The organism is Mucilaginibacter pineti, from assembly GCF_900101875.1.
Classification (GTDB): Bacteria; Bacteroidota; Bacteroidia; order Sphingobacteriales; family Sphingobacteriaceae; genus Mucilaginibacter; species Mucilaginibacter pineti.
In genome coordinates this window covers 35,879-57,266 of record NZ_FNAI01000008.1, presented here as the reverse complement: position 1 = coordinate 57,266, position 21,388 = coordinate 35,879, and the positions used below count along the sequence as shown (strand labels likewise).

The following is a 21,388-nucleotide window of genomic DNA, read 5'->3' as shown; positions in this document are numbered from 1 at the left end:
TACCTTGAGTGCTAAGGCACAGAACCCGGCAACCATGCCCGCTGACTCGACGCTCTCATTGCATGAAAAAAGCTTTGAGACCTTATGGCTTACCTTCAACTCCATGATGACCCGGTACTTGGAGCCGCTTTAAAATATTAACTTACAAATCCGATATGAAAAAAACGATCATAATTATCGCTGCTGCATTTATTTGCATGAGCGCCGCAGCCCAAACCCCTGCAGCGCTTGTTGCCGCTGTAAAAAACGCACAAAAAAATACACGATGGGCGGTTTACACCATCAAACGGACAGATACATTAATGACCGGAGATATTCGCAGTATGAGCGGGAACGTCTTTATGAAGCCTGATGCAAACGATAGTGTTTTGGGCTTCCAATTCCGGGCCGCATTGGACGGGGATTACCATGAAAAAATTTATGATGGCCATTTGGGCTATCTGATTGATCATAACCATAAAACCTTTACTTCGGTGCCCGATGCAGACCGCATTAATTATTTGATATTCGGCGGCGGCGCGGGATGGCTGGTCATGCCAGACCTTATAAAAGTAGATACGGCCAAGGCCATCGGTTTCGAGCTTACCAAGGACAATAATAATTATTATCTAAAAATAAAATATGCCGATTTCAAACCGGAAGATGTGACCAGGCGCTATAAAATATTAACGATTAACAGGAAAAGCATGCTCCCTGCTGCTATGCGCAGCCACCAGGAAACGCTCGGCAAGGTCCAGGATCTTTATTATCATATCGAAGACATCCGGGTCAACGGCTCGGGTGATGCTTAACTACGAAAAATAAATGTTTACCCGTTTCGCCAAAGTTGGTCAGGAAACTTTATTCAATACGCAGTGGATGCACAGCCCGAAAGCCCTGCAGGACATACTGGCCATGTTCGGTAGCGACAAGCCAAAAAAAATAGCCTTTATGGCCAAATACTTAATGCGGGTAAATATCCTTCCCGCATTGCGCCGCCTGTTCGGCTTGAAACCCGATCAGACGCCGGTCAAGTCGGCCAGCTCGATCCAGGCCGGCCCGTGATCGCTGGAATGCTCCCAGCCGCGTACCTGTTTGTCTACGCCCGCAGCGATTAATCGGGGTTCCAAAATACCGTTTAATAAAAAGTGATCCAGCCGCAGGCCGGCATCGCGGCCGTAGGCATTATGGAGATAATCCCAAAACGTATAAATGTGTTCATCCGGATACAGCTTGCGGATCGCATCCGTCCAGCCGGAATCGACCAGCCGCTTAAAAGACTCCCGGCTCTCCGGGCGAAACAAGGCATTTTTCAAATATTTGACGGGCTTATAAGTATCCAGTTCCGTTGGCATAACATTATAATCGCCGACCAGCGCCCCCGGCAAGCCGAAGGTTAGCAGCTTATCTGCATGACTTTGCAGGCGCTCCATCCAGCGCAGCTTATAATCGAATTTCGATCCCGGCCAGGGATTACCGTTGGGCAGGTACAGACAGCCGATCACCACACCATTGATAAAAGCTTCGATATAGCGGCTATGCTTATCCTCCGCATCCCCTGGCAGACCGCGCCGTGTTTCTTGTATCTCGCCGTACCGCGAAAGGATCGCTACGCCGTTCCAGCTTTGCTGGCCCTGCCAGATAGCGTGATAACCGGCTTCGAGCAGCGCTTTTTTTGGGAAACGGTTATCCTCGCATTTCAATTCTTGTAAGCAAACCACATCGGGCTCGGCTTCCTGCAGCCAGCGCAGCACATTGACGATACGGCCGTTAATGCCATTGATATTATAGGTGGCGATCTTCACCGTTTATTTCACCACATGGTCAGCGACCGCTTGCACTGTCTTTTTAGCGATCTTGGTTTTTTTGTGGATCGCTTCGACTGCGGCATCTTTGGCGATCTTTTTGATTTGCTTCTTCAGGCTTTTGCGCGTATCCTTACCGCTATCGGTAAGAAACAAAAATGCAGCGGCGCCGGCCGCTACAGCAAGCACAGATACAGCCACGATCAACGTCGTGTGGTTATCTTTTTCAAATGGATTTTTCATACCTGTTCAACAAGTCTCAGCGCTTATTGTTGCGCGCCGGTAAAACGCGGTAAAACCTAATCCGGCCGGTCATGTTCTTTAATGATAATTAAAGGCTAAATTATGGTTCGATACCAGCAGATCAACGAGTTCCTGAAAGACTCCTCCTTTTTCTATACCATTGCTATCGGCATGGACAGTTGCTATTCCTACGTCAGCAAAAATTACGACCGCAATTTTGATTTTACCAATGGTACTTTACTGGGCAAACATTTCAGCATCACGCTGCACCCGGCCGATATCGTGATCTGTGAGCAGGTGGGTATGCAATGCTTTACCGCGCCAGGACAGTTGTTTTCGGCAACCTTAAGAAAACATGACGGCCGCGGCGGTTTTGTCACCACTCAATGGGAAATGCAGGCCTTCTTTGATGCGCAGGGTCAGCCGGAAGGCATTTTCTGCATCGGCTATAATATCACGGAGTTCGTGGACACGCGAAGCAAGCTGGATTCGGCGCATACCCAACTGGACGAGATCGGGTTCATCCAATCCCATCTTGTGCGCAAGCCCTTGGCTAATATCATCGGCCTGGCCGGCCTGATCGCGGAAGAACTGGCGGACAAAAAGGTAGACCAGCTTTGCACTATGCTCAAAAATAGTACAGCGGAACTCGATCAGATCGTTAAAGATATCTCTGATAAAACGAATGAATAGTTAGAGATGGGCTGGGCTTACAAGTTACGCTGCATACTGCTTAACCTGGCTCACCAGGTCTGCGATATCAAATGGCTTGGGAAGATAATTATCTGCGCCGCATTTTTTTTCGTGCGCGGTATGCCAGCCGTGGGAAGCGGAAACGATGACAACCGGTATGGCGCGGGTCACCGCCTGCTGTTTTAGTGATTTGCAAATATCGCGGCCATCCATATCGCCGAGCATGGCATCCAGCAATACCAGATCCGGGCGAACTTCGGTGATGGTTTCCAGGGCACGAAGCCCCTTATCTAAACCGATAACGGTATAACCTTCGGATTCCAGTATGAAGGTCATGATATCCCGGATATCTGAGTCATCGTCAACGAGTACTATTTTCTTAGGATCGGCTATCTTTTTCAACGGAACGTTCTTTTATTAAATAGCTACAAATACAACCCAGGGTTGTTTGGATAACAAATAAGTTTATTCGCTATCTTAGGCAAAAGCTTTACATGAAACCATTGATCCTTACTTTGTTGCTGCTCGCCACGGGTACGATCGCTTCGGCGCAGCATGCCTTTAACCAGCGGCTGGCTGATTCGCTCGGCGCCGACCAATACGGCATGAAAAAATATGTGCTGGTCATGCTGAAAACCGGCAAGACCAAGGTCAGCAAGGTCCGCGGCGACAGCCTCTTTCAAGGCCATATGGCTAATATCGATAAACTCGCCGCCGCGGGCCAATTGGTAGCCGCAGGACCGCTGGCCAAAAATACCCGCCGGTACGAAGGCATCTTTATCCTGAACGTAAAAACAACGGATGAGGCCATAAAGCTCCTCAAAACAGACCCGGCGATACGCGCGGGCCTGCTGGAAACGGAATGTTACAGCTGGTATGGTTCAGCAGCTTTGCCGTTGTACCTGAAATTTCATGACCAGGTAAAGAAAACCGACTTCTGATTTCTTACACGTACAGCAGGCAGCACCGGTTATTTTTCCGTTTTTAACCCCGCTTTAATGACCCGGTTTAAGGTCAGGCCTTGTACAATGATCGAAAAGATCACGATAAAGTAACAGGCGGATAAAATGATGTGGCGGTATGGACTTGTAGGCAGCGACAATGCCAGGGCAATCGAGATACCGCCGCGTACTCCGGCCCAGGTCAGAATGTTGATGCTGCTATAATTGACGTCCAGTGTCCGGCGTAAAAAGGTCAGCGGCAAAAAGATGCTTAGCCAGCGGGCGACCAGGATCAGGAGAATGGCCAGGCTGCCCGTCAGCCAGTAATTGGCTAAGTAAGGCAGGTTGACCATCTGCAGGCCGATCATTACAAACAGGATCGTGTTCAGCATTTCGTCCATCAGCTGCCAGAATTTTTCCAGCGCTTCGTGCGAGCGTTCCTTGTCGTCAATATTGATGGTATTATCGCCGACGAACAGCCCTGCAGACACCGCGGCCAGCGGTATGGACAAACCCCAGTACGCGCCGATGAGCGAGATCCCCATGACCAGCGACAGCGAGATCAGTACGATGGTCTGAAAGTCCGTGACCGTTTTCATCAGCCGGTGCCCCAGCATCCCGAGAATGACACCCAAAGCGATGCCGCCGAACACCTCCCGGGCAAATAACAAAAGGGTTTTCGCGATATCGATCTTGTCATCGCCCGAACGGATGACCTCCAGTATTGTAATAAACAGGACCAGTCCCACGCCGTCATTGAACAGCGATTCGCCGGCGATGATGGTGGACAGGTTGGAAGGTAGTTTGGAATTTTTAATGATGTTGCCGACCGACACGGGATCGGTCGGCGAGATCAGCGCGCCGAACAGCAGGCAATAGCTAAAAGGTATCCGGATATGGAAAAAGCCCGTCAAATAATAGAATATCGCCCCGAATATCGCTGCCGAAAGCAGCACGCTCAGCGTACTGAGTACAAACACCGGCCGCAATTCCCGCTTCAGGCGCCGGGTATTGGCATTGAAGGAACCGGCGAATAATAAAAAACCCAGCAGGATATTAAGTAAGGTGGACGAAAAGTTGATATGTTTGGCCACCACGCTCAGCTGCTTGCCGATGGCCGGATCAAGCTTGTCGGCGATAATGGTCAGTACAGACCCCACGATAGCGACGGTCACGATACCAACCGTACCCGGCAACTTGATAAAGCGGGCATTGATATAGGAATAAATGGCGCTGATGATGACAAGCAGCGCGATGATCACAAATAACTCCATTAATTATTGGCTAAGGATCAGTAGTCCATCCATTCCAGCCGGCTGATGTCAAAACCAAGCGCCGTGGCCTTTTGCAAAAAACGCTGTTTCATTTCTTCGGGCATACTACTTTCGCGGGAGAGCAGCCAGAGGTAATTCATACTGTTGCCGGAGACCAGGGCGTACTGGTAGTTGTCGTCGATGTCCAGCACATTGTAATCCAGGTAGATCGGCAGGTAATAAGCGACCTCCAGCTGACCACGGGTTTCGGCGCCCCTGAATTTGATCGTGCCGGTCGCTTCGACAGGTTTGTTCTTGATCGGATTAAAGGCGCGGGTAACCACCTGGATCGTTCCGTCCTCGTTCTGTGTATATTCCTCAGTGAGGTCACGCAGGTCTTTTTCGATCAGATTGGGCAAACGGGCGACTTCGTTCCATTTACCTAGGTACATTTCTTTATTGAATGGATCCACGATCGCGCTAGCCGGCACTTTCTTTTTCGGCCAAAGCGCGTAGGCGATGCCCGCAGTACCCGCCGCAGCCGCCACGCCGATCCATGCTTTACCTTTTTTCATATTTTTAGTCTTTAATGACCGCGTCGGTCCCTGCTTTGGCCAGCGGCTTCGGAATGATGGTCTTTTTATCAATAATAGTTGCTGCGAGGTCACTGGCACCTTCTTTCACGGTCCGGCTGATCTGCCGGCGGTACTGCGCGCCTTTATCGGTCAGGTAAAGCCAGCCTAAGGCAATACCGGCAGCCGCGCCGATCGCGATCCCGACATACAGTCCTGTGTGGTCTTCTTTTTCAAATGGATTTTTCATAAAAAGATAACAAGACCGGCCTGTTATTGTTCGGTGCCTGGAAGAAAGCCGTGTTCGGGTGTAAAGCGAATGGCGTTTTAAGCTTTTTTCACAAATTCAGATTTGAGCGCCATCGCGCCGAATCCTTCGATCTTGCAGTCGATATTGTGGTTGCTGTTTACCAACCGGATGTTTTTGACTTTGGTGCCGGCTTTGATGGATTGCGAGGTGCCTTTTACCGGCAGGTTTTTGATGGTTACCACCGTATCGCCATCCTGCAGGATATTGCCGTTACTGTCCTTCACTACAAAGCCCTGGTCATCCGCTGCTTCTTCAGCAAGACTCCATTCATGCCCGCACTCCGGGCAGACCAATAAGCTTTCCTGGGCGTAGGTGTAGGGAGAATGGCAGACCGGGCAAGATGGAAGTTCGCTCATGACAAATAAGTTTGTTGAAGGACAAAGGTAGCCATTCAAAAATGGATGGGAGCGTAATTTGTCTTTGCAAAATCTTTAATTTTGCTGACATGCAAAAAGTATATTACAAGCGCATAACGACCTGGCTGGACTATCCCGATCACCATGAAATCTGTGACGATTACATCACTTATGGCTTATCGCGGCATAATTGGGTGGAAATATGCCGGACAATGCCCCTCGCTGATATAAAAGAGCGCTGGCGCCTGGTGGCCGAGGCATTGAAGGTAGCGCCCGACCAGATCGAGCTGGTCAAAAAATAGGCGCTTAAATATCCGGTTCCTGGTAGCTTTCGATAAATACAGCCAGGTAGGCCTGTTCCGCCAGGCTCAGCACCTGTCCCTCAAAATGCTGCAGTTCGCGGTTCTCAAAAACAAATTTGCCCAGGTAATCGGGGTTCTGTTCATCCGGCAGGTCATCTGCCGGCGCCTCGCTTTCCAGCGGTTCGGTGAACAAATGGGTTTCATCACCGAACGCGTCTTTGAAAACTTTATAAACACCGGTCGAGCCAAAACGGCCTTCGCTGTCTTTTTCAAGCACGGGCTCGATGATCACGTGGCGGTCGCTGCCGTCGGGCTGCGGGATCGTGGTTTGTAAGGGGCTGATCATATCAGGCACCTTTCTTTACTTTCAGACTGCTCATCAACTGATCGTAGAGATCATCGCTCTTGGCAGCTTTTGGTTTCAGTTTTTTGATGGTCGGGCGTTTACCTTTGGCTTTCTGCTCGATGATCTTCAATAACTCGTTATGGTACTCGTCTTTGTATTTCGCCAGGTCCATTGGCTCGGTATACTGATCGATCAGCGCCAGCCCCATTTTCAGCTCCTTATCGCTTACTTCGATCTTTTCATCCAGTTCCAGCTCGCTTTGTTCGCGGATCTGCTGGGCAAAACGGATGCGGGTGATCACCAGGTCGTTTTCGACCGGGTGCACGATACACAAACTTTCGGTGCTGCGCAGCACAAACCGGGCGAGGCCCGCCTTACCCGACTTCTTTAAGGCGGACAGCAGCAAGGCATAGGCTTTATTTTTCTTGGTGGCCGGTGCCGTATAGTAAGAACTTTCGTAATACATCGGGTTGACCGCTGCCAGGTCCACGAAGTTCTCGATCTCAATGACCTTGGTTTTTTCCGGCGCGGCGGCTTCAAAATCGGCTTCCTCGATGATCACATACTCATCATCGTATTTATAGCCTTTGACGATCTTATCGTAAGGTACTTCCTTTTTGGTGTTTTCATTCACCCGCTGGAATTTGATATGCGCGTGGTCACGGCTGTCCAGCATGTCCAGATCGAGGCGTGTTTCCTGCACGGCCGAATATAATTTGATGGGGATACTTACCAGCCCAAAGCCGATCGAACCGGTCCAGATGCTTCTCATAATTTCAGTTTTCTAATGTTATCGTTTACCCCATGCGGGTGATGCGCCTCGATCTTGTCGGCCAGTAAATGCAGTACTTCTTCGTCAATTTCTCCCGGGTTCTGGCAGATCTGCAAAAAGTCATGACTGTCTGGCGTAAAGCTGGCGACGTAATTGCCATTCTCATAGACCCGGTATTTGCACTTGTCATCCTCGTGGTGCGCGTATTCGCCCACTTCGAAATGATGTTCTTTCTTATCCTTGCTGACCGTGATCGCATAATTTTCCATACATGGACAACCCCTTGACCAGCGTTTTGTTTCCTCCGTGCTGAATTCGTACACCTTGTTCGGTTTCGTTACATTTGCTGATCATGGAGGCAAGCTAAAAGACTAATCTTTAAAGTATTAAGAATTTGGAATAAGCCTTGCTGCCTTTAAGCGTTATGAACGGATATCCTTTTGTGATCAACCTGTATGCGATGCTGCTGTCCGGCGCGGTTTTTACCGGGCTGGCTTTTGCTTTGCTGTTATGGCTGATCAAAGGACCGGAGCAAAAGGCCAACCTTTTTCTGGGACTGGCGCTGGTCGTGCTGTGCACCAGCCTGCTACCCTTAGGGCCATTACAATTTTCCCTGGCGCTGGGGCCGTTGCTTTATTTTTATGTCCGACAGCTGGCGACGCCGGATCGGCAAACGAGCCACAAGGATCTGCTTCATTTTGTTCCTGCGCTGATCGCATTCATCCTGGCAATTGCCGGCCTGAATATCAATCCCGCATTTAGCTGCTGTGCTGTCGTTATTTATGTTTACCTGTCCCATCGAAGGATCATCCGGTTTTACGATCATCAAAAATTTCAGGAAGGTGATCGTTTCCGTGCGCAGTTGAAAAGCGTCCAGGTTTCGCTGGCCGGTTTAGGCATACTGACTATACTGTCGCTGGCTTATTTCCTGATCAATGCGCTGTTTTACCGGGATCAGTTAACGTCTGCGCCTTATGATTTCCTGTTAGCCGCGATGCTGATCCGCATGGCGGCTTTGGCGATCATCAAACCGGTTATCGTTCCGGTGACCCTGATAGCGCCCGACACGTTGAAGAGGTCGGACTTACAGCGAAAAAGCGCCTGGCTGAAAAGGGCCATGCAAACCGGGCAATATCACCTTGATCCGGAATTGACGCTAAACACACTCGCAGAAAAGCTGCTGCTAACCACGCATGAATTGTCACGGATCATTAACCAGGGCCTGAAAAAAAGCTTTAATGATTTTATCAATGGATACCGCGTCGCCGAGGTCACCCAAAAAATGCAGGACCCTGCTTTCGGTCACGTCAACTTAACCGGCATCGCCTACGCCTGCGGCTTTAATTCCAAAAGCACCTTCCACCGCATCTTTAAGCAAATGACCGGTAAAAGTCCCGCGGAATACAAGGCCGAACAGCCCAAAGAACTCCCAAGTTATAAATTGAGACCTCAGCGGCCAGGATTAGCGCTAACATTGCGGCATCCAAATCGCCGTTTTATGTTTAGGAACTTTTTAAAGATCGCCTTCCGCAATTTCAGAAGCAACAAATTATCTACGCTGATCAATGTCGTGAGCTTGTCCGTCGGCACGACCGCCGCGCTGGTCATCTACCTGATCATTCATTTTGATTTCAGCTTTGACCGTTTTCATAAAGACCGCGACCGCATCTACCGCGTGGTCACTACCTTCAGCAGTGCCGGCCAGCAGAGCTACAACGCGGGATTACCCGGGGCGGCCATTGAATTGACCAAGGACCAGTTAAGCCAAATCAATGCCAGCGCCCGGCTGTTTACACTCTACCAGCCTCATGTGACCATTCCGACGGGGCAAACCGCCACTGACCTCAAAGCCCAGGATAATGTGATCCTGACCGATGGCGGCTATTTCCGCTTGTTCACCTATCATTGGCTGGCCGGCAATGCCGGTCAGGCCTTGTCCCGGCCTAACCAGGTCGTGCTGACCGCCTTACAGGCCAAAAAATATTTTCCGTCGCTGAAATATGGCGACATGCTCGGCCGGACCGTGCAGTACGATTCGCTTAGGACAACGGTGAGCGGTGTGGTTGCGGACATCACCGGGAACACGGACCTGACCTTCCACGACTTTATTTCGTTTCCGACGGTAGCGGTTACACCCGCCCTAAAGGCGCAGGTCCTGGTCAACGCTTTCCAAAGCATTACGCCGGAGCAGCAATTTTTCGTCCGGCTGCCGGAAGGCAGTTCAGCTGAAAAAGTGAGCCTGCAACTGAACCAGCTGTACAAAAGCCATTACCCGCCGGCCGCCGGGCAAAACAGCCAGCAGTCGTTTTACTTCCAGCCGTTAAACGACCTGCATTTCAATGCCAATTATGGCACTTACGGTAATGGCCGGACGGCCAATAAAACCACGCTGTATGAATTAGGCGCGATCGCTTTGTTCCTGTTATTGATGGGCTGCATCAATTTCATCAACTTAAGTACCGCCGCTTCGGTCAAGCGTGCCAAAGAGATCGGCATCCGCAAGACGATGGGCAGCCGCAGGAGCCAGCTGATCGCGCAGTTCATTATCGAAACATTTTTCCTGACGCTGATCACCGTTATACTATCAGCGGCATTGACACCTTTGCTGTTGCAGGCCTTCGCGAACTTTATCCCTGCCGGGATCAATGCAAGCTTGCTGTTACAGCCGGGCGTCCTCTTGTTCCTGTTGCTCTTAGCCATTATCGTGGCACTGGCTGCCGGTTTCTACCCGGCGATGATCTTATCCGCTTTTAACCCGGTGTCGGTGTTAAGGAGCCAGGTACAAAGCGGCGGGCAGACCCGCAGCACCACTCTGCGAAAATCGCTGACCGTTGCCCAGTTCGTGATCGCGCAGTTTTTCATCATGGCGACCCTATTGGTGAGTAAACAAATTTACTATGCGCTGCACAAAGACCTGGGTTTTAAAAAAGAGGCTATCCTGATCGTCAATTCGCCCTGGAAGGACCGGCAGAACAGCAAAGTAAAACTCTTCCTGGATAAGCTGAGCGCGATGCCGCAGGTAGAACAGGTCAGTGCCGGAAGGGATGCGCCGATGTCCAATGATCCGCATTCGGCCTCCGCTACTTACCGTGACGGTAAAAACGAGATCAGGGTCGATAAGATCGGTGAAAAGTTCGGCGACCAGAACTATATCAAGGTTTACCATATCCCGCTGCTGGCCGGGCGTAACCTGCAGCCGCAGGATACTGTCAATACCGTATTGATCAACCAAAACCTCGCGCGAAGCCTGGGCTTTAAAGATCCGGACGAGGCCATCGGCAAATCACTGGCCGGCTTCCTGGGCAAACCGCAGACGCAGATCGTTGGTGTCGTGGCTGACTTTCACCAGGAATCCATCCATGCGCCGATCATCCCCCTGGTCATTCTGACCAGCACCAATCTCTATTTTAACGGCACTTTTCATATTGCTTTAAAGCCCGGTAACTGGCAATCCGCCATCAGCCAAATCCAGGCCGCTTATAAAGACGTTTACCCCGGCGAAGATTTCAGCTTCCAGTTTTTTGACGAAAGCATCGCCCAGCTCTACACCAGCGAACAAAACACCGCTAAATTACTGAACTGGGCCACCGGGTTTACTATCCTGATCAGTTGCCTGGGCCTGCTCGGCCTCACGATCTACACCGCCAACCAGCGCCAGAAAGAGATCGGCATCCGCAAGGTCATGGGCGCTTCGGTCGCGCAAATGGTCGTGCTGTTATCCTCCGAACTTAGCTGGCTCATCGTACTGGCCTTTGTAATAGCGACACCGCTGGCCTGGCTGGCCATGCAGCAATGGATGCAAAGCTTTGCCGACCGGACCAGCCTCAGCTGGTGGGTATTTATCGGCAGCGGCGCCGGCATGTTCCTGCTGGCCATCCTGACCTCCGCGACCCAAACGGTTAAAGCAGCCTTAACCAACCCGGTCAAAAGCATCCGCAACCAGTAAATCAATAGAAGCATGATGGAAGAGCGCATCTGGTTGCTGCTGGAGCTGTTTATCTCCGGGCAGGCGTCTGCGAATGAAACAGGCGAGCTGGTCGGTTTGTTGCATAAACACCCTGACCAGCTCGGTCATGTCGAGGAGTTCCTCGCCGAATTTTTGGACCCGAACCCGCAGGTGACCGAAGCGCAGAAACAAGCGCTGATCCGGCGCGCGCGGGCAGCAAAAAAACGCTGAGCCAATTTTGATTTGTGGGCGAAATAAACGGCGCGGTTGCTTAAATTTGCCGCCCATGCTTGATCCGCTCTACCTCGAAACCCGCCAGCTGCGGCTGAACCCCATTGATGCCGCCGAACTGCTGCGCTACCGGGACCTGATAACCGAGGTGTTTGAGCTATTTTCCGATGCAGAAACGTTACATTTTATCCCGGAAAAGAAGCTGAATCATTTAGCCGAAGCTGAACAATGGTTAAAAGCCGCCATTCTGAGCGCCCACTCCGGTCGCAATGTGATCCATTTGATCACGGATAAAAGTTCGGGCCGGCTCGCCGGCATCGTGGACATCATCCCGCCTGCGGTCGCGCGTGAACATTACCGGCTCGGCTACTATCCCTTCTTTATCGAGTTTTATCTCAAGGCTGAATACAAAGGTAAAACCCTGATGAGCAAGCTGCTGCCAAAGATCCTGCAGGCGCTGGAAGCGCAGGGCATACCGAAAGTTGCGGCCGTGGTCAACCGGCGCAATTACGCGGCCAGTAAGCTGTTAGCCAAATGCGGTTTTCACTACCGCGAGCCTTTCGATGTGCTCCAGGATTTTTATGAGTTTACCCAGGTCGCCTGATTGGTTAAAACTGTATATTTAGGCCAATGGCAAAGTTATTCATCGTTGGCTTTCCGAAAGACCTATCCCAGATCGGCTTGCTGGAACTGTTCAGTATCCATGGCACCGTCAACACCGTTACCATTGTTACCGACCAGCAAACCGGCGAAAGCAAATGCTATGGCTTTGTGACCATGACCGATAGCGCCGGGGCCAGCCGTGCTATCGCTGCCCTCAATGGCAGCCAGCTGGGCGGTCGGCAGCTAAGCGTCCGGCTAGCGGAAGAGAAGAAGCAGGCGCAGCAACAAGCCCCGTCGAAGCGACCGCGCTGGCCGCGATCGAAATAAACCAACCATTCGTTTGCAAACCATATCATCTTGCGAGGGTTTAAAAAGAATAACATCAGGCTATGGTTCAAGAAATTCTGATCAAAGACGACGGCACGTTTCCCGGCAACCACCTGCCGGCGCTGCTCTATAAAAGCGCGCTCGACATCCCTCTACTATTCCCCGCCATCCATGTTAGCCAGCTGTTTAAAAAGCACGGCTGGTCGAACAGTTGGGATGCGGGCATTTTCACCTATCACCATTACCATAGCATCACCCACGAGGTGCTGGGCATTTATTCCGGCCAGGCGACCATCCAGCTGGGCGGCGACAAAGGGCCCAAACTCCTGCTTGAGAAAGGCGACGTGCTGGTCATACCGGCTGGTGTGGCCCACAAGAATCTGGACGAAGAAGACGCCGTCGGCGTGGTCGGCGCTTACCCGGACGACCGGGATTACGATATGAATTATGGCAAACCAGGCGAACGCCCGAAGACCGATAAAAATATTGCTGCCCTACCTGTCCCGGAAAACGACCCGGTGATGGGTGCAGGAGGCGAACTCACTAAACGATGGACTAAAATTTAAGATCATGGCCAGCATACAAATACTCGATAAGGAAACGCTATCCCATAAAACTTACCTGCTGGAGGAAGTGACCTACCAGAAGCCTGACCTGGAGGGCAAGCTGCACGAGCAAAAGAACGAGATCTATTACCGCCCGGATGCGGTCGCGGTGCTATTAGCAGATCGTGCGCAGGAAAAATTTATCCTGACCCGGCAGTTCCGGCTGGCAACCTTCCTGAACGGCAATGACAGCGGTTACCTGGTCGAGACTTGCGCCGGCCTGATCGATGAGGGCGAAACGCCCGAGCAGGCAGCGCGCCGGGAGGTGGTAGAAGAGACCGGGTACCTGATCAGCAGCCTGAGGCGGATCGGCGCGGCTTATTCCTCCGCCGGCGGCATCACCGAGTATCTCTACCTGTTCATCGCCGATTGCGATTGCCGGGGCGAGCACGGCAAAGGCGGCGGCCTGGAGTCAGAAGGTGAGGACATCGAACTGGTTCAGCTGAGCTTTAGCGAGGCGAAAGAAAAATTATTAGCCGGCGGCTTCCGCGATGCGAAGACGATCATGCTCCTGCAGCATTATTTTCTGACCGCCTAATTCTGCGAACCAGATCGCATTTTAATTGTTCATATTGGAAAAGGAGGAACCATGCCCTGGTATAACGGCGATTACCCGCTATCTTATAAGAACCAGCCCAAATACCTGCGCGACAAAGCGGTCGAGATCGCTAATGAGGTATTGAAGACCACGCACAACGAAGGGGAAGCCATCGCGACCGGCCTTAAACAGGCACGTGTCCATTTTGAACATCACCCGGAAGAAATACCGACAGATGAAAAAGAATAAGCTTATTTTTGACTATGCCGACACCGCAACATTTCAACGCGCTTAGCGAAACCGAGCAGCAGGCGAAAGCCATAGATGGGCATTTCCTGGCTGACCGCAAAGCCGGCGACTGTATCGTGCAGCTCTTTTCATTGCCGAATTATTACGTGGAACGGCATTATGATCCGGCCGCTAACCGCATTACCAAACATGAAGCCTTCAGTAACCTGGACCGGCTGGTGCCGTATATCGCGCATGTGAAGTTTAATTGCCGGTAACCTGCTCACCCGGTTTTCCGCTGTCTGCTTTGTCAGCAGCCTGGTTGCGTCGGATTGCACGGCGTTGTTTGTCCGCCCATTTGCTCTCATGCTCCAGCATCCACTTCGCTTCTTCCAGCGCCTGTTGTTCTTGTGTGAGTTTCTGGAAAGCCTGCGGATCATCCAAATAGTGCTCGATCTTAAAGGCCGGTGCCGAGAAGGTAATGACCTCATAACGCCGGTCGAACAGTTTTTGATGCAATTCCTTAACTGCTTCGATAAACATAGCCCGGGACGTTTCAAAATCTTTGCCTTTCAAAGCGTTGAGCTCCTGTTTCAAAGACACGCACTGGGCGGCGATCCGCTCATCTTCGAAAGAGAACCGGTATTCGAAATTGTGGGCGAACTGGTTCCTGATCTTTTTCAGCACGTTGAGCGCCTGGTATTCGGCTAAAGTGATATAACCCAGGCTATAGCAGATGTTAATCTTTGCGCTGAAGGTATATAAGCCGCCATTGGCGTCCTCCAGCAGGCTCCTGGTTGACTTTACTTTGTTCAGCAATTCTTCCAGCAAAAGCTTCAAGGTACATTCAAAAAATGTCCCGGCAAAGATAGCCGCCCCGCGGTCGGACTCGGCTTCCAGTTCCTGCATGAACCGCCGGAAGGTATTGGCAGCAGTTTGCCTGAGGGAAGCTTGAAATGCTTCCAGGCCGGCATGATCGGGATGGTTAGGAGGGTCTGACATATTGGTATTACAATTTAATTTGTAGGTTGACCAGCCAGCCATTTTTCGATCACTTTGACCGTATCCCCATAGAATACGCGGTAGGTCTGCTCCGTGACGTAGCCGATGTGCGGCGTAGCCAGTACGTTGGGCAATTTCCGGAAGGAATGATCGGCCGGCAACGGCTCGGTATCATATACATCCAATGCGGCGCCGGCGATACGGCGGGTTTGCAGAACGGTTAGCAGCGCCGCCTCGTCCACCAGCGGCCCGCGTGAAGTATTGACCAGAAATGCGGCTGGCTTCATCAGTTCCAGTTCCCTGGCACCAACAATGCCGCGCGTGCGGTCGCTCAGGACAAGGTGCAGCGTCACGAAATCGGCGCTCCTGAAAAGGTATTCCTTGCTGACCAGTTCGGCTCCGGCGCGGTGCGCCCGTTCTTCCGTCAGGTTTTCGCTCCAGGCGATCACTTTCATGCCGAAAGCTTTGGCATAGGTCGCCAGCTTGGTGCCGATGCGGCCCAGGCCCACAATACCGAGCGTTTTGCCCTGCAGGTCGGCACCGACCGTGGTCTGCCAGCCGCCCGAGCGCACATTGCCCGCCTCGGCCGCCAGGTTGCGTGCCAGCGCCAGCAATAAAGCCCAGGTCAGTTCGGGCGCCCCGCTTTCTACATAGCTGGTCATGGCCACTTCAATGCCGAGCTCGGTGCAAGCCGCCGTATCCAATGATGCGTTCCGCTGCGCGGTCGAGACGATCAGTTTTAAGTTCGGCAATCGGCTGAGCAGTGCCCGCGTCAGCGGCGTGCGCTCGCGCATCACGCAAAGCACTTGAAACGGCTGCAAGCGTTCGGCCAGCACGTCTTCGGCTGCGATATGCTCCGTAAATACGGTTACTTCAGCCTGTTGCTGCACGACGCTCCAGTCTGCCATGGTCAAAGCCACCGACTGGTAGTCGTCCAGGATCCCGATCTTGATGTTCATGGGGCAAAAATAGGCAATTGGCACGAACTGCTGCAAGCCCTATTAAATCGAACAATTGTATTCAAACTTTATCGGCGGCAGGGATATCGTTAACGGGATTGAATTTCAGGTAAAGATCCTGCTCGCAGATCAGCTCCACGATCGAATTGCCATACAGCCAGGCACGGCCCGGCCAGCCTGACGCCGTGACCTCGCTTCGCTGAAACTCGCCTTTACCCTGGAGATCCATGCCCAATTCTTTGAGCAGCAAGCCGACCGGTACACTGATCTGTGGCGTCCAGGTGCCTCGGTTGAAGCGCAATTTTTCGGCAGTCAGGTAAAAGAAATATTTACCCTCGTTCTCTCCAAAGGTCAGCAAGCCGAAATAATCGTAAAATAACCTTGGCAGTGCGAACGTAGTGTAGCGGGTATCATCAGTCTCATGCTCATCGATGCATTCCAGTTCACCGACTTTCCCGATCAGCTGGTACAGCTCACCGAGCGTATCGTCATTGGGCGGCCCGGCAGTAATCCAATCGCGAAATTCATCCGGACCGATCACCCAGGGGTGAATACCACAGGCCTCATACATAAACTTTGCCTTGTTCCGGAAATCTTCATCCTTAGAAACGACGATATCGCAATAACCGCCAAAAAACGCATGCCGGCCATCGTTAGCCAGGTTCATCATTTTTTGTTTGTCCGCTTTGCCCTTCACCAAACCCAGAAATTCCAGGCAATAGTACATGCGTATAAACGATTGATAAACAGTCATTTTAGGAACATTCTTGGCGCAAAAAGCGGAATAACTCTCCAGGAATGCGGCCTGATCGGTGATCCGGGTACCGTCGTAACCCTTTAAGCCGAAATATTCATAATAATTGATGAGCAGGTCCTGGCTGCGCAAATACTGCAGGAGGGCCCGGAATGACTTTTGTTTCTCCGACAATTCCACGGTGTAATCCATGAAAGCCGCAAAAAAATCATAGTAGGTTACCGTTTGCGTTAAAAGGTCTTTGAAAACGTCCGGCATATCTTCCGGCAGCGTTAGGTCATGCAGTGCTGCTGTAAAGTTTAAAGGCATTAGTTTGAAGACGTCGAAGAGCAAATTTGCTTCGTCCGGCAGACTTTGCCAGGCGGCGGAAACCGTACTCCAGTCAAATCGGCCGAAATATTCACGCGGCGTTTCATAATCGAACCGGACACGATCACCCTCGAAATAAATACAGTGATCGCCCGCAACTTCGGCAATCAGCTCCATATCCGTATATTTGTGGTCCGTCTGGTCGCGGCTGAGGTCGTAGAGGTGCGCTTCGGAAAAGCAATAGACATTGCGCTGCTGATCTTGCTTGATGCGCATTAACAGCTCCTCACCGCCCGCTTGTTTGATGTCCTGTATCACGTTAAGATCGAGATAGATCAGCATAGTTACAAATATAAGGCTAAGATAAGGCCGGCGCACCTTATCTTTATCCATCAACCGTTAAATCATGCTCAGTCAAACCTATCTCTATAAGATCAGCAAATACCTCGCTTATTTCGTCTACCAGGTGGAACTGGAGAATAAGGCGAATAATTTCGATATCAACCGTCACGCAGAGCGTTTCTTTATTCCCATCTTAAACATCATTTTTCGGGCTGATTTCAAAAGGCTGGAATTCGAGCAGCTGAACTATCCTGCGGTGGATGTCGGCGATGCGGACAAGGGCATTGCGATCCAGGTCACCTCCCAAAAAGGCTTTGGCAAGATCACTCATACCCTTTCGCGCTATGTAGCCCACCGGCTTTACGAGCAGTTTCCGGAGCTGTACCACCTGGTGATCGATATGGGCTACCAGACCACCAAGTCCCAGGCCGATGTGGACCAGTATATCCAGGATGAGGTCGCAAAATTAACCTTGGATCCGGCGCCTTCGGTTATTTTCCCGATCAGCAACCGGCTGATCAACATCGGTCAGTTGCGCCTGCTGATTGAACAGCAATGTGATGTCACGCAATTGGCCGAGATCGCCGCCTTCCTCGAATCAGAATATGGCGAGGTTACCGCGCTGCCGACCTTTAATGATCCGCTGCTGCCTTACCGCATCGCCTTCGGTAAACAGCTGAATACCGCCAATGACCAGCTGACCTTCCAGTTCCATAATCCTTTTATCGGCCGCCAAGGGGATGTGGAAGTGCTCCGGGCGTTCGTGGAGGACCCGGCGCAAAAAGTACTCGCGGTCGCCGCAGAAGGCGGCTACGGCAAAACCCGGCTCTGTATCGAATATTTTATCCGGCACGTAGACGGTGACGCAGGCAAGGAAGCTTTCGTGGTCGATGAATTGAATTTCAACCCGGCGGCTCTGGCAGAGACGCTGACCGGCGATAAGATCTTTATCCTCCTGCTGGATGACGCCCATAAAGATCCGGCGATGCTGCGTAGTTTGGTCGATGTTGTATCCCGGCTGCCCAAAGCGAAACTGTTGCTGACGGTGCGTAAAGCCTTGCTGGATGAAACCTTACGGCAGTTGCCGACCCACGGCCGCGATATCGCTATACATCGGCTTGAGCGTTTATCCTACGAAGAGACCAAAGCCATGTTTCGCGCCCAGCTTTTCGGGATGCGCGATGAATTTATCGTGCGTTTCACCGAGCAGGCCCGGGGCGTCCCGGCCGTGATCCTGTCCATTTGCCAGCGTGTGGCCGACGGTGCCGATCCGCAAGCCCTGGCCGCCGATTTTAACTTCGCCCAGTTCGTTACTGAACTGACCGATCAGACGGTAGCCGATATTTCCAAAAAAACTTATATCGACCGCGAGAAGATCTATAAAACGATACAGCTGATCAGTTTGTGCGGCCCGGTGAGCGATACCGGGGATGAGCTTTCTTTGTTGGGAACTGTCAACCAGGTCGATGCGGAAGAGACGGAGATCATCATCGATGAGCTCAGGAGCGCTGGTTTTGTCAGCCCTTCCCTGCGCATCGCAATACAGCCTGATCCTTACAGTGATGTCATTATCACCAATTCCCTTTCCAGGGTGGCCGCTTTGCTCAAAAATCCGCAGCTGGCACCTTTCCGCGAACGGATCATCAAAAACCTCATGTTATTGCAGGTAGAAGGCCGGGTGGAAACTCAGCTGAACGCGATGCTCGCTGAACTGATCCGGGATATGGAGACCGCTGCCCGGGCGGGTGAATACCGCAGCCTGAATGAAGGGCTGGAGGTACTGCTGTCGTTTGCTTATAAAAGACCGGAGCTGGCAATCGAAGTCCTGGCCCGCCTGTCGCCCGCATTTCAAGGGGTCGAACAACCGGCGGCCAACGATATCTGGGGCGGAATGAGCCTGAAAAGCGTCTTTGAAAATCTGGAGCGGCTTTGTGCGATCGCGATGCTGAACACGCATGGTGAGGCAGCGCTGGAGCACAACTACCAGGTCGTGTTGGGTTACAGCAAGCCCGGCGACCCGTCCATGCTTCGGGCGGCCTTCCGTTACAAGGAATATGATTTCCGCGAGTTCAACTATGCACCGCCGCAGCCCTGCGAACGGCAGCAATTCCTGGGCCGTAAACTAACAGCGCTTGTTGCTGCCGATCACCTGGACCCAACGCAGCAGGAACTGGCCCTGAGTGGCTTTTCGATCCTGCTGAACCCGGAGATTACCTTAGAAACGCATTACGAGCAACATACCGGCGCCTATAGCTACGGTCACGCCGTTGTGCCGCGCAACGCGATCATCGACGCCATCCGCACGCAGGCCTTTCGGGACATGGTCACCCTATACCCCAAATCCGCTGAGGAAACTAAGGCGCAGATCCTTACGCATATGACGCGCCAGCTGAACTTTATGCGCATTCCCAAGAAAGACCATCCCAAGCCGATGGAGGTCACGGCCGACCTGGCGCAAAGCCTGGCCTTCCTTCATTCCGTCATAGGTGACCCGGTATTCGCTGCCCAAAAAAATAAACTCCTGCGCCAGCTGCAGCACCTGGAACGTTCGGACGTTAAACCCGAATACCGCGAAGAACAGGAACGTTTGCTGGCTGAACTGACCCGTACAGCGAACTACGCGGAACGTTTACAGTTGTTCTTGGACTCCGATTACTTCGCGGCGAAGGCGCAGGTCAAAGACTTCCTGGCGACATCGGTATCAGAACTCGGCAGTTGGGAAGGTTTTTTTGAGCACTTGATCACGAGCCGCCGGGCGCCCGGCGAGCCGGCCGGTGAAAATTTCCGTCTAATCCTGCAGTATTTGCTGGAAGAGGAACCTGATCAGGCGCTGGCCTTGCTGGCTTATGTAGAAACCCATCATCCTGATGCCCTGGAAACCATACTGATGCTGGCCAAGGCGGGGATCAGGGAGCCGGATCTTTACTACCGTATCGTCGATACGCTTTGGGCGCGTGACACGCCCGCCGCGCGTGCTAACGCGATCTGGGTGCTTACCTATGCGCGACAGGCCGATAAATCACTTTACAGTGAAGAGGATTTCGACTATTTCGACCAGGTCCTGGATGAAGGCAACATGACCGCCATCGGCAACCTGATCTACAACGTTGGCGACTACCTGCCTGTCAACGCGGAGAAAACGATCGCCCTGATCGGCCGCCTGATCGATTTGGACAAAGACGGCAGCGAACACGAAAACCTGCTCTACCATTTGTTCGGGGATAAAGCCCTGACCAAGGCGCATGCTGATCAGTTAAGGGACCTGCTCTACCAGCACTGCATAGACCTGCCGCTGGAGACCTTTCTGCACGCAGCGCTAAAATTCCTGGAGGACCGGTTCGGTTTCGAGGCGCTGCTTGATTTCCTCCGGGCCAAGTTCAAAGCCTTCGCCGGGCGCGATGAACTGATCCGCTCTTACCAGAATCTCAAATATTACAACCCGGAAACCGACGCCGGCGTACGGGAGGACCAATATGTGGCGCTGATCGATTGGTTCGCCCGATTGAGCGACGCAGAACAGCTGACCTACGCCGACATGCTCAAGGTACTGCAGCCCCACGGTCCGGTGCCCGATAGCCTGCGGGATAAACTGCTGGCGGCTGTGGCGGAGCACGCGGGCGACGAGCGCTACCTGACCGGGATAGCGATGTGCTTGCGGGCCTTACGGATACAGGATAGTGCTTATTTACGCCTCGCGGCCACTATCGGCAATGCACTTGCTGCGCTGCCCGGCTGCACGCTGCCGGATATCCGTGCTATTTTCAATGACGGTTTTTACGGCAACTTCGGTTCCCGGAGAAAGGTGGGCGCCGGGCCCTTTCCGCAGGACGTCAGCAAACAGGCAATGCTGGATGAAGCATTGGAAACGCTGGAGTTAGCGGCCCCGGTACGGGAAGTCCTCCTGGAGATACGCGCTAACGTGGCGCGGGATATCGAGTGGGAAAAAGACGAGGACTTGAAGAATTGGTAAAC

General features: G+C 52.2%; 27 protein-coding genes. 14 read left to right on the top strand and 13 right to left on the bottom strand.

The window, feature by feature from the left end; all coding sequences use genetic code 11:
* The first annotated feature begins 155 nt into the window (after positions 1-155).
* Both BLS59_RS17235 and BLS59_RS31250 read left to right on the top strand, forming a co-directional pair.
* The gene (locus BLS59_RS17235; protein ID WP_091150879.1) at positions 156-791 is read left to right on the top strand and encodes a hypothetical protein; all 636 of its coding nucleotides are present in this window, start codon (positions 156-158) and stop codon (positions 789-791) included.
* Between the two features lie 13 nt (positions 792-804).
* Positions 805-1,044, top strand: coding sequence for a hypothetical protein (locus BLS59_RS31250; protein WP_143014152.1), 240 nt, complete (start codon positions 805-807; stop codon positions 1,042-1,044).
* Here the strand turns inward: BLS59_RS31250 and xth are convergent.
* Positions 999-1,784, bottom strand: a complete 786-nt coding sequence (gene xth / locus BLS59_RS17230) for an exodeoxyribonuclease III (protein WP_091150877.1) — start codon at positions 1,782-1,784, stop codon at positions 999-1,001. The genes BLS59_RS31250 and xth overlap by 46 nt on opposite strands.
* A 3-nt stretch (positions 1,785-1,787) precedes the next feature.
* Positions 1,788-2,027, bottom strand: a complete 240-nt coding sequence (locus tag BLS59_RS17225) for a hypothetical protein (protein ID WP_091150875.1) — start codon at positions 2,025-2,027, stop codon at positions 1,788-1,790.
* 102 nt (positions 2,028-2,129) lie between these two features.
* Between BLS59_RS17225 and BLS59_RS17220 the strand changes: the two genes are divergently transcribed.
* Positions 2,130-2,720, top strand: a complete 591-nt coding sequence (locus BLS59_RS17220) for a PAS domain-containing protein (RefSeq protein WP_091150872.1) — start codon at positions 2,130-2,132, stop codon at positions 2,718-2,720.
* Between the two features lie 24 nt (positions 2,721-2,744).
* On the opposite strand, the gene BLS59_RS17215 is transcribed toward BLS59_RS17220, so the two are convergent.
* On the bottom strand, positions 2,745-3,122 hold the full coding sequence (locus BLS59_RS17215; RefSeq protein ID WP_091150870.1) for a response regulator: 378 nt from the start codon (positions 3,120-3,122) through the stop codon (positions 2,745-2,747).
* Between the two features lie 92 nt (positions 3,123-3,214).
* Here BLS59_RS17215 and BLS59_RS17210 point away from each other — a divergent pair, with 92 nt between their 5' ends.
* On the top strand, positions 3,215-3,661 hold the full coding sequence (locus tag BLS59_RS17210) for a YciI family protein (RefSeq protein WP_091150868.1): 447 nt from the start codon (positions 3,215-3,217) through the stop codon (positions 3,659-3,661).
* 29 nt (positions 3,662-3,690) lie between these two features.
* Here the strand turns inward: BLS59_RS17210 and BLS59_RS17205 are convergent, their stop codons facing one another.
* From BLS59_RS17205 to BLS59_RS17190, 4 genes are all read right to left on the bottom strand, one after another.
* On the bottom strand, positions 3,691-4,935 hold the full coding sequence (locus BLS59_RS17205; protein ID WP_091150866.1) for a cation:proton antiporter: 1,245 nt from the start codon (positions 4,933-4,935) through the stop codon (positions 3,691-3,693).
* Between the two features lie 17 nt (positions 4,936-4,952).
* A complete protein-coding gene (locus tag BLS59_RS17200; protein ID WP_091150864.1) occupies positions 4,953-5,489 on the bottom strand; it encodes a lipocalin family protein in 537 nt (178 codons plus the stop codon).
* A gap of 4 nt (positions 5,490-5,493) precedes the next feature.
* On the bottom strand, positions 5,494-5,736 hold the full coding sequence (locus BLS59_RS17195; protein WP_091150863.1) for a hypothetical protein: 243 nt from the start codon (positions 5,734-5,736) through the stop codon (positions 5,494-5,496).
* A 77-nt stretch (positions 5,737-5,813) separates the two neighbouring features.
* On the bottom strand, positions 5,814-6,152 hold the full coding sequence (locus tag BLS59_RS17190) for a zinc ribbon domain-containing protein YjdM (RefSeq protein WP_091150860.1): 339 nt from the start codon (positions 6,150-6,152) through the stop codon (positions 5,814-5,816).
* A gap of 89 nt (positions 6,153-6,241) precedes the next feature.
* Between BLS59_RS17190 and BLS59_RS17185 the strand changes: the two genes are divergently transcribed.
* Positions 6,242-6,454 (top strand): hypothetical protein, encoded by a 213-nt coding sequence (locus tag BLS59_RS17185; RefSeq protein ID WP_091150858.1) that lies wholly within the window; start codon positions 6,242-6,244, stop codon positions 6,452-6,454.
* A 4-nt stretch (positions 6,455-6,458) separates the two neighbouring features.
* On the opposite strand, the gene BLS59_RS17180 is transcribed toward BLS59_RS17185, so the two are convergent.
* Genes BLS59_RS17180 through BLS59_RS17170 form a run of 3 tightly spaced genes read right to left on the bottom strand, consistent with a single transcriptional unit; the run spans position 6,459 to position 7,841 of the window.
* Complete coding sequence (locus tag BLS59_RS17180) at positions 6,459-6,800, bottom strand: hypothetical protein (RefSeq protein WP_091150856.1); 342 nt, start codon at positions 6,798-6,800, stop codon at positions 6,459-6,461.
* Position 6,801: 1 nt separating this feature from the next.
* Positions 6,802-7,572: a non-homologous end joining protein Ku gene (gene ku, locus BLS59_RS17175; RefSeq protein WP_091150854.1), complete on the bottom strand. Its 771-nt coding sequence runs from the start codon at positions 7,570-7,572 to the stop codon at positions 6,802-6,804.
* Complete coding sequence (locus BLS59_RS17170) at positions 7,569-7,841, bottom strand: hypothetical protein (RefSeq protein WP_091150852.1); 273 nt, start codon at positions 7,839-7,841, stop codon at positions 7,569-7,571. The genes ku and BLS59_RS17170 overlap by 4 nt, the downstream gene beginning before the upstream one ends.
* Before the next feature lie 155 nt (positions 7,842-7,996).
* Here BLS59_RS17170 and BLS59_RS17165 point away from each other — a divergent pair, with 155 nt between their 5' ends.
* From BLS59_RS17165 to BLS59_RS17130, 8 genes are all read left to right on the top strand, one after another.
* Entirely contained in the window at positions 7,997-11,518 is a 3,522-nt protein-coding gene (locus tag BLS59_RS17165) for an FtsX-like permease family protein (protein WP_091150850.1), read from the top strand.
* 12 nt (positions 11,519-11,530) lie between these two features.
* A complete protein-coding gene (locus tag BLS59_RS31245; protein ID WP_143014150.1) occupies positions 11,531-11,749 on the top strand; it encodes a hypothetical protein in 219 nt (72 codons plus the stop codon).
* Between the two features lie 55 nt (positions 11,750-11,804).
* Positions 11,805-12,353, top strand: coding sequence for a GNAT family N-acetyltransferase (locus BLS59_RS17155; protein ID WP_091150847.1), 549 nt, complete (start codon positions 11,805-11,807; stop codon positions 12,351-12,353).
* 26 nt (positions 12,354-12,379) lie between these two features.
* Positions 12,380-12,679 (top strand): RNA recognition motif domain-containing protein, encoded by a 300-nt coding sequence (locus BLS59_RS17150; RefSeq protein ID WP_091150845.1) that lies wholly within the window; start codon positions 12,380-12,382, stop codon positions 12,677-12,679.
* Positions 12,680-12,741: 62 nt separating this feature from the next.
* On the top strand, positions 12,742-13,245 hold the full coding sequence (locus BLS59_RS17145) for a hypothetical protein (RefSeq protein WP_091150843.1): 504 nt from the start codon (positions 12,742-12,744) through the stop codon (positions 13,243-13,245).
* 4 nt (positions 13,246-13,249) lie between these two features.
* Complete coding sequence (locus BLS59_RS17140) at positions 13,250-13,822, top strand: NUDIX domain-containing protein (RefSeq protein WP_091150841.1); 573 nt, start codon at positions 13,250-13,252, stop codon at positions 13,820-13,822.
* 51 nt (positions 13,823-13,873) lie between these two features.
* On the top strand, positions 13,874-14,071 hold the full coding sequence (locus BLS59_RS17135; RefSeq protein WP_091150839.1) for a DUF2188 domain-containing protein: 198 nt from the start codon (positions 13,874-13,876) through the stop codon (positions 14,069-14,071).
* A 14-nt stretch (positions 14,072-14,085) separates the two neighbouring features.
* Positions 14,086-14,328 carry a hypothetical protein gene (locus BLS59_RS17130; RefSeq protein WP_091150837.1) on the top strand — a complete coding sequence of 81 codons (243 nt, stop codon included), beginning with the start codon at positions 14,086-14,088 and terminating at the stop codon, positions 14,326-14,328.
* Here the strand turns inward: BLS59_RS17130 and BLS59_RS17125 are convergent.
* The 3 genes from BLS59_RS17125 to BLS59_RS17115 form a co-directional block, all read right to left on the bottom strand.
* Positions 14,315-15,094, bottom strand: coding sequence for a hypothetical protein (locus BLS59_RS17125; protein WP_143014149.1), 780 nt, complete (start codon positions 15,092-15,094; stop codon positions 14,315-14,317). The two genes, BLS59_RS17130 and BLS59_RS17125, sit on opposite strands and share 14 nt — an antisense overlap.
* Positions 15,067-16,011, bottom strand: coding sequence for a D-2-hydroxyacid dehydrogenase family protein (locus tag BLS59_RS17120; protein WP_091150833.1), 945 nt, complete (start codon positions 16,009-16,011; stop codon positions 15,067-15,069). Before BLS59_RS17120 ends, BLS59_RS17125 begins: the two co-directional genes overlap by 28 nt.
* Positions 16,012-16,072: 61 nt before the next feature.
* A complete protein-coding gene (locus BLS59_RS17115) occupies positions 16,073-17,452 on the bottom strand; it encodes a hypothetical protein (protein WP_143014148.1) in 1,380 nt (459 codons plus the stop codon).
* Between the two features lie 28 nt (positions 17,453-17,480).
* Between BLS59_RS17115 and BLS59_RS17110 the strand changes: the two genes are divergently transcribed.
* Positions 17,481-21,386: an SMEK domain-containing protein gene (locus BLS59_RS17110; RefSeq protein ID WP_091150829.1), complete on the top strand. Its 3,906-nt coding sequence runs from the start codon at positions 17,481-17,483 to the stop codon at positions 21,384-21,386.
* The last annotated feature ends 2 nt before the right edge of the window (positions 21,387-21,388 follow it).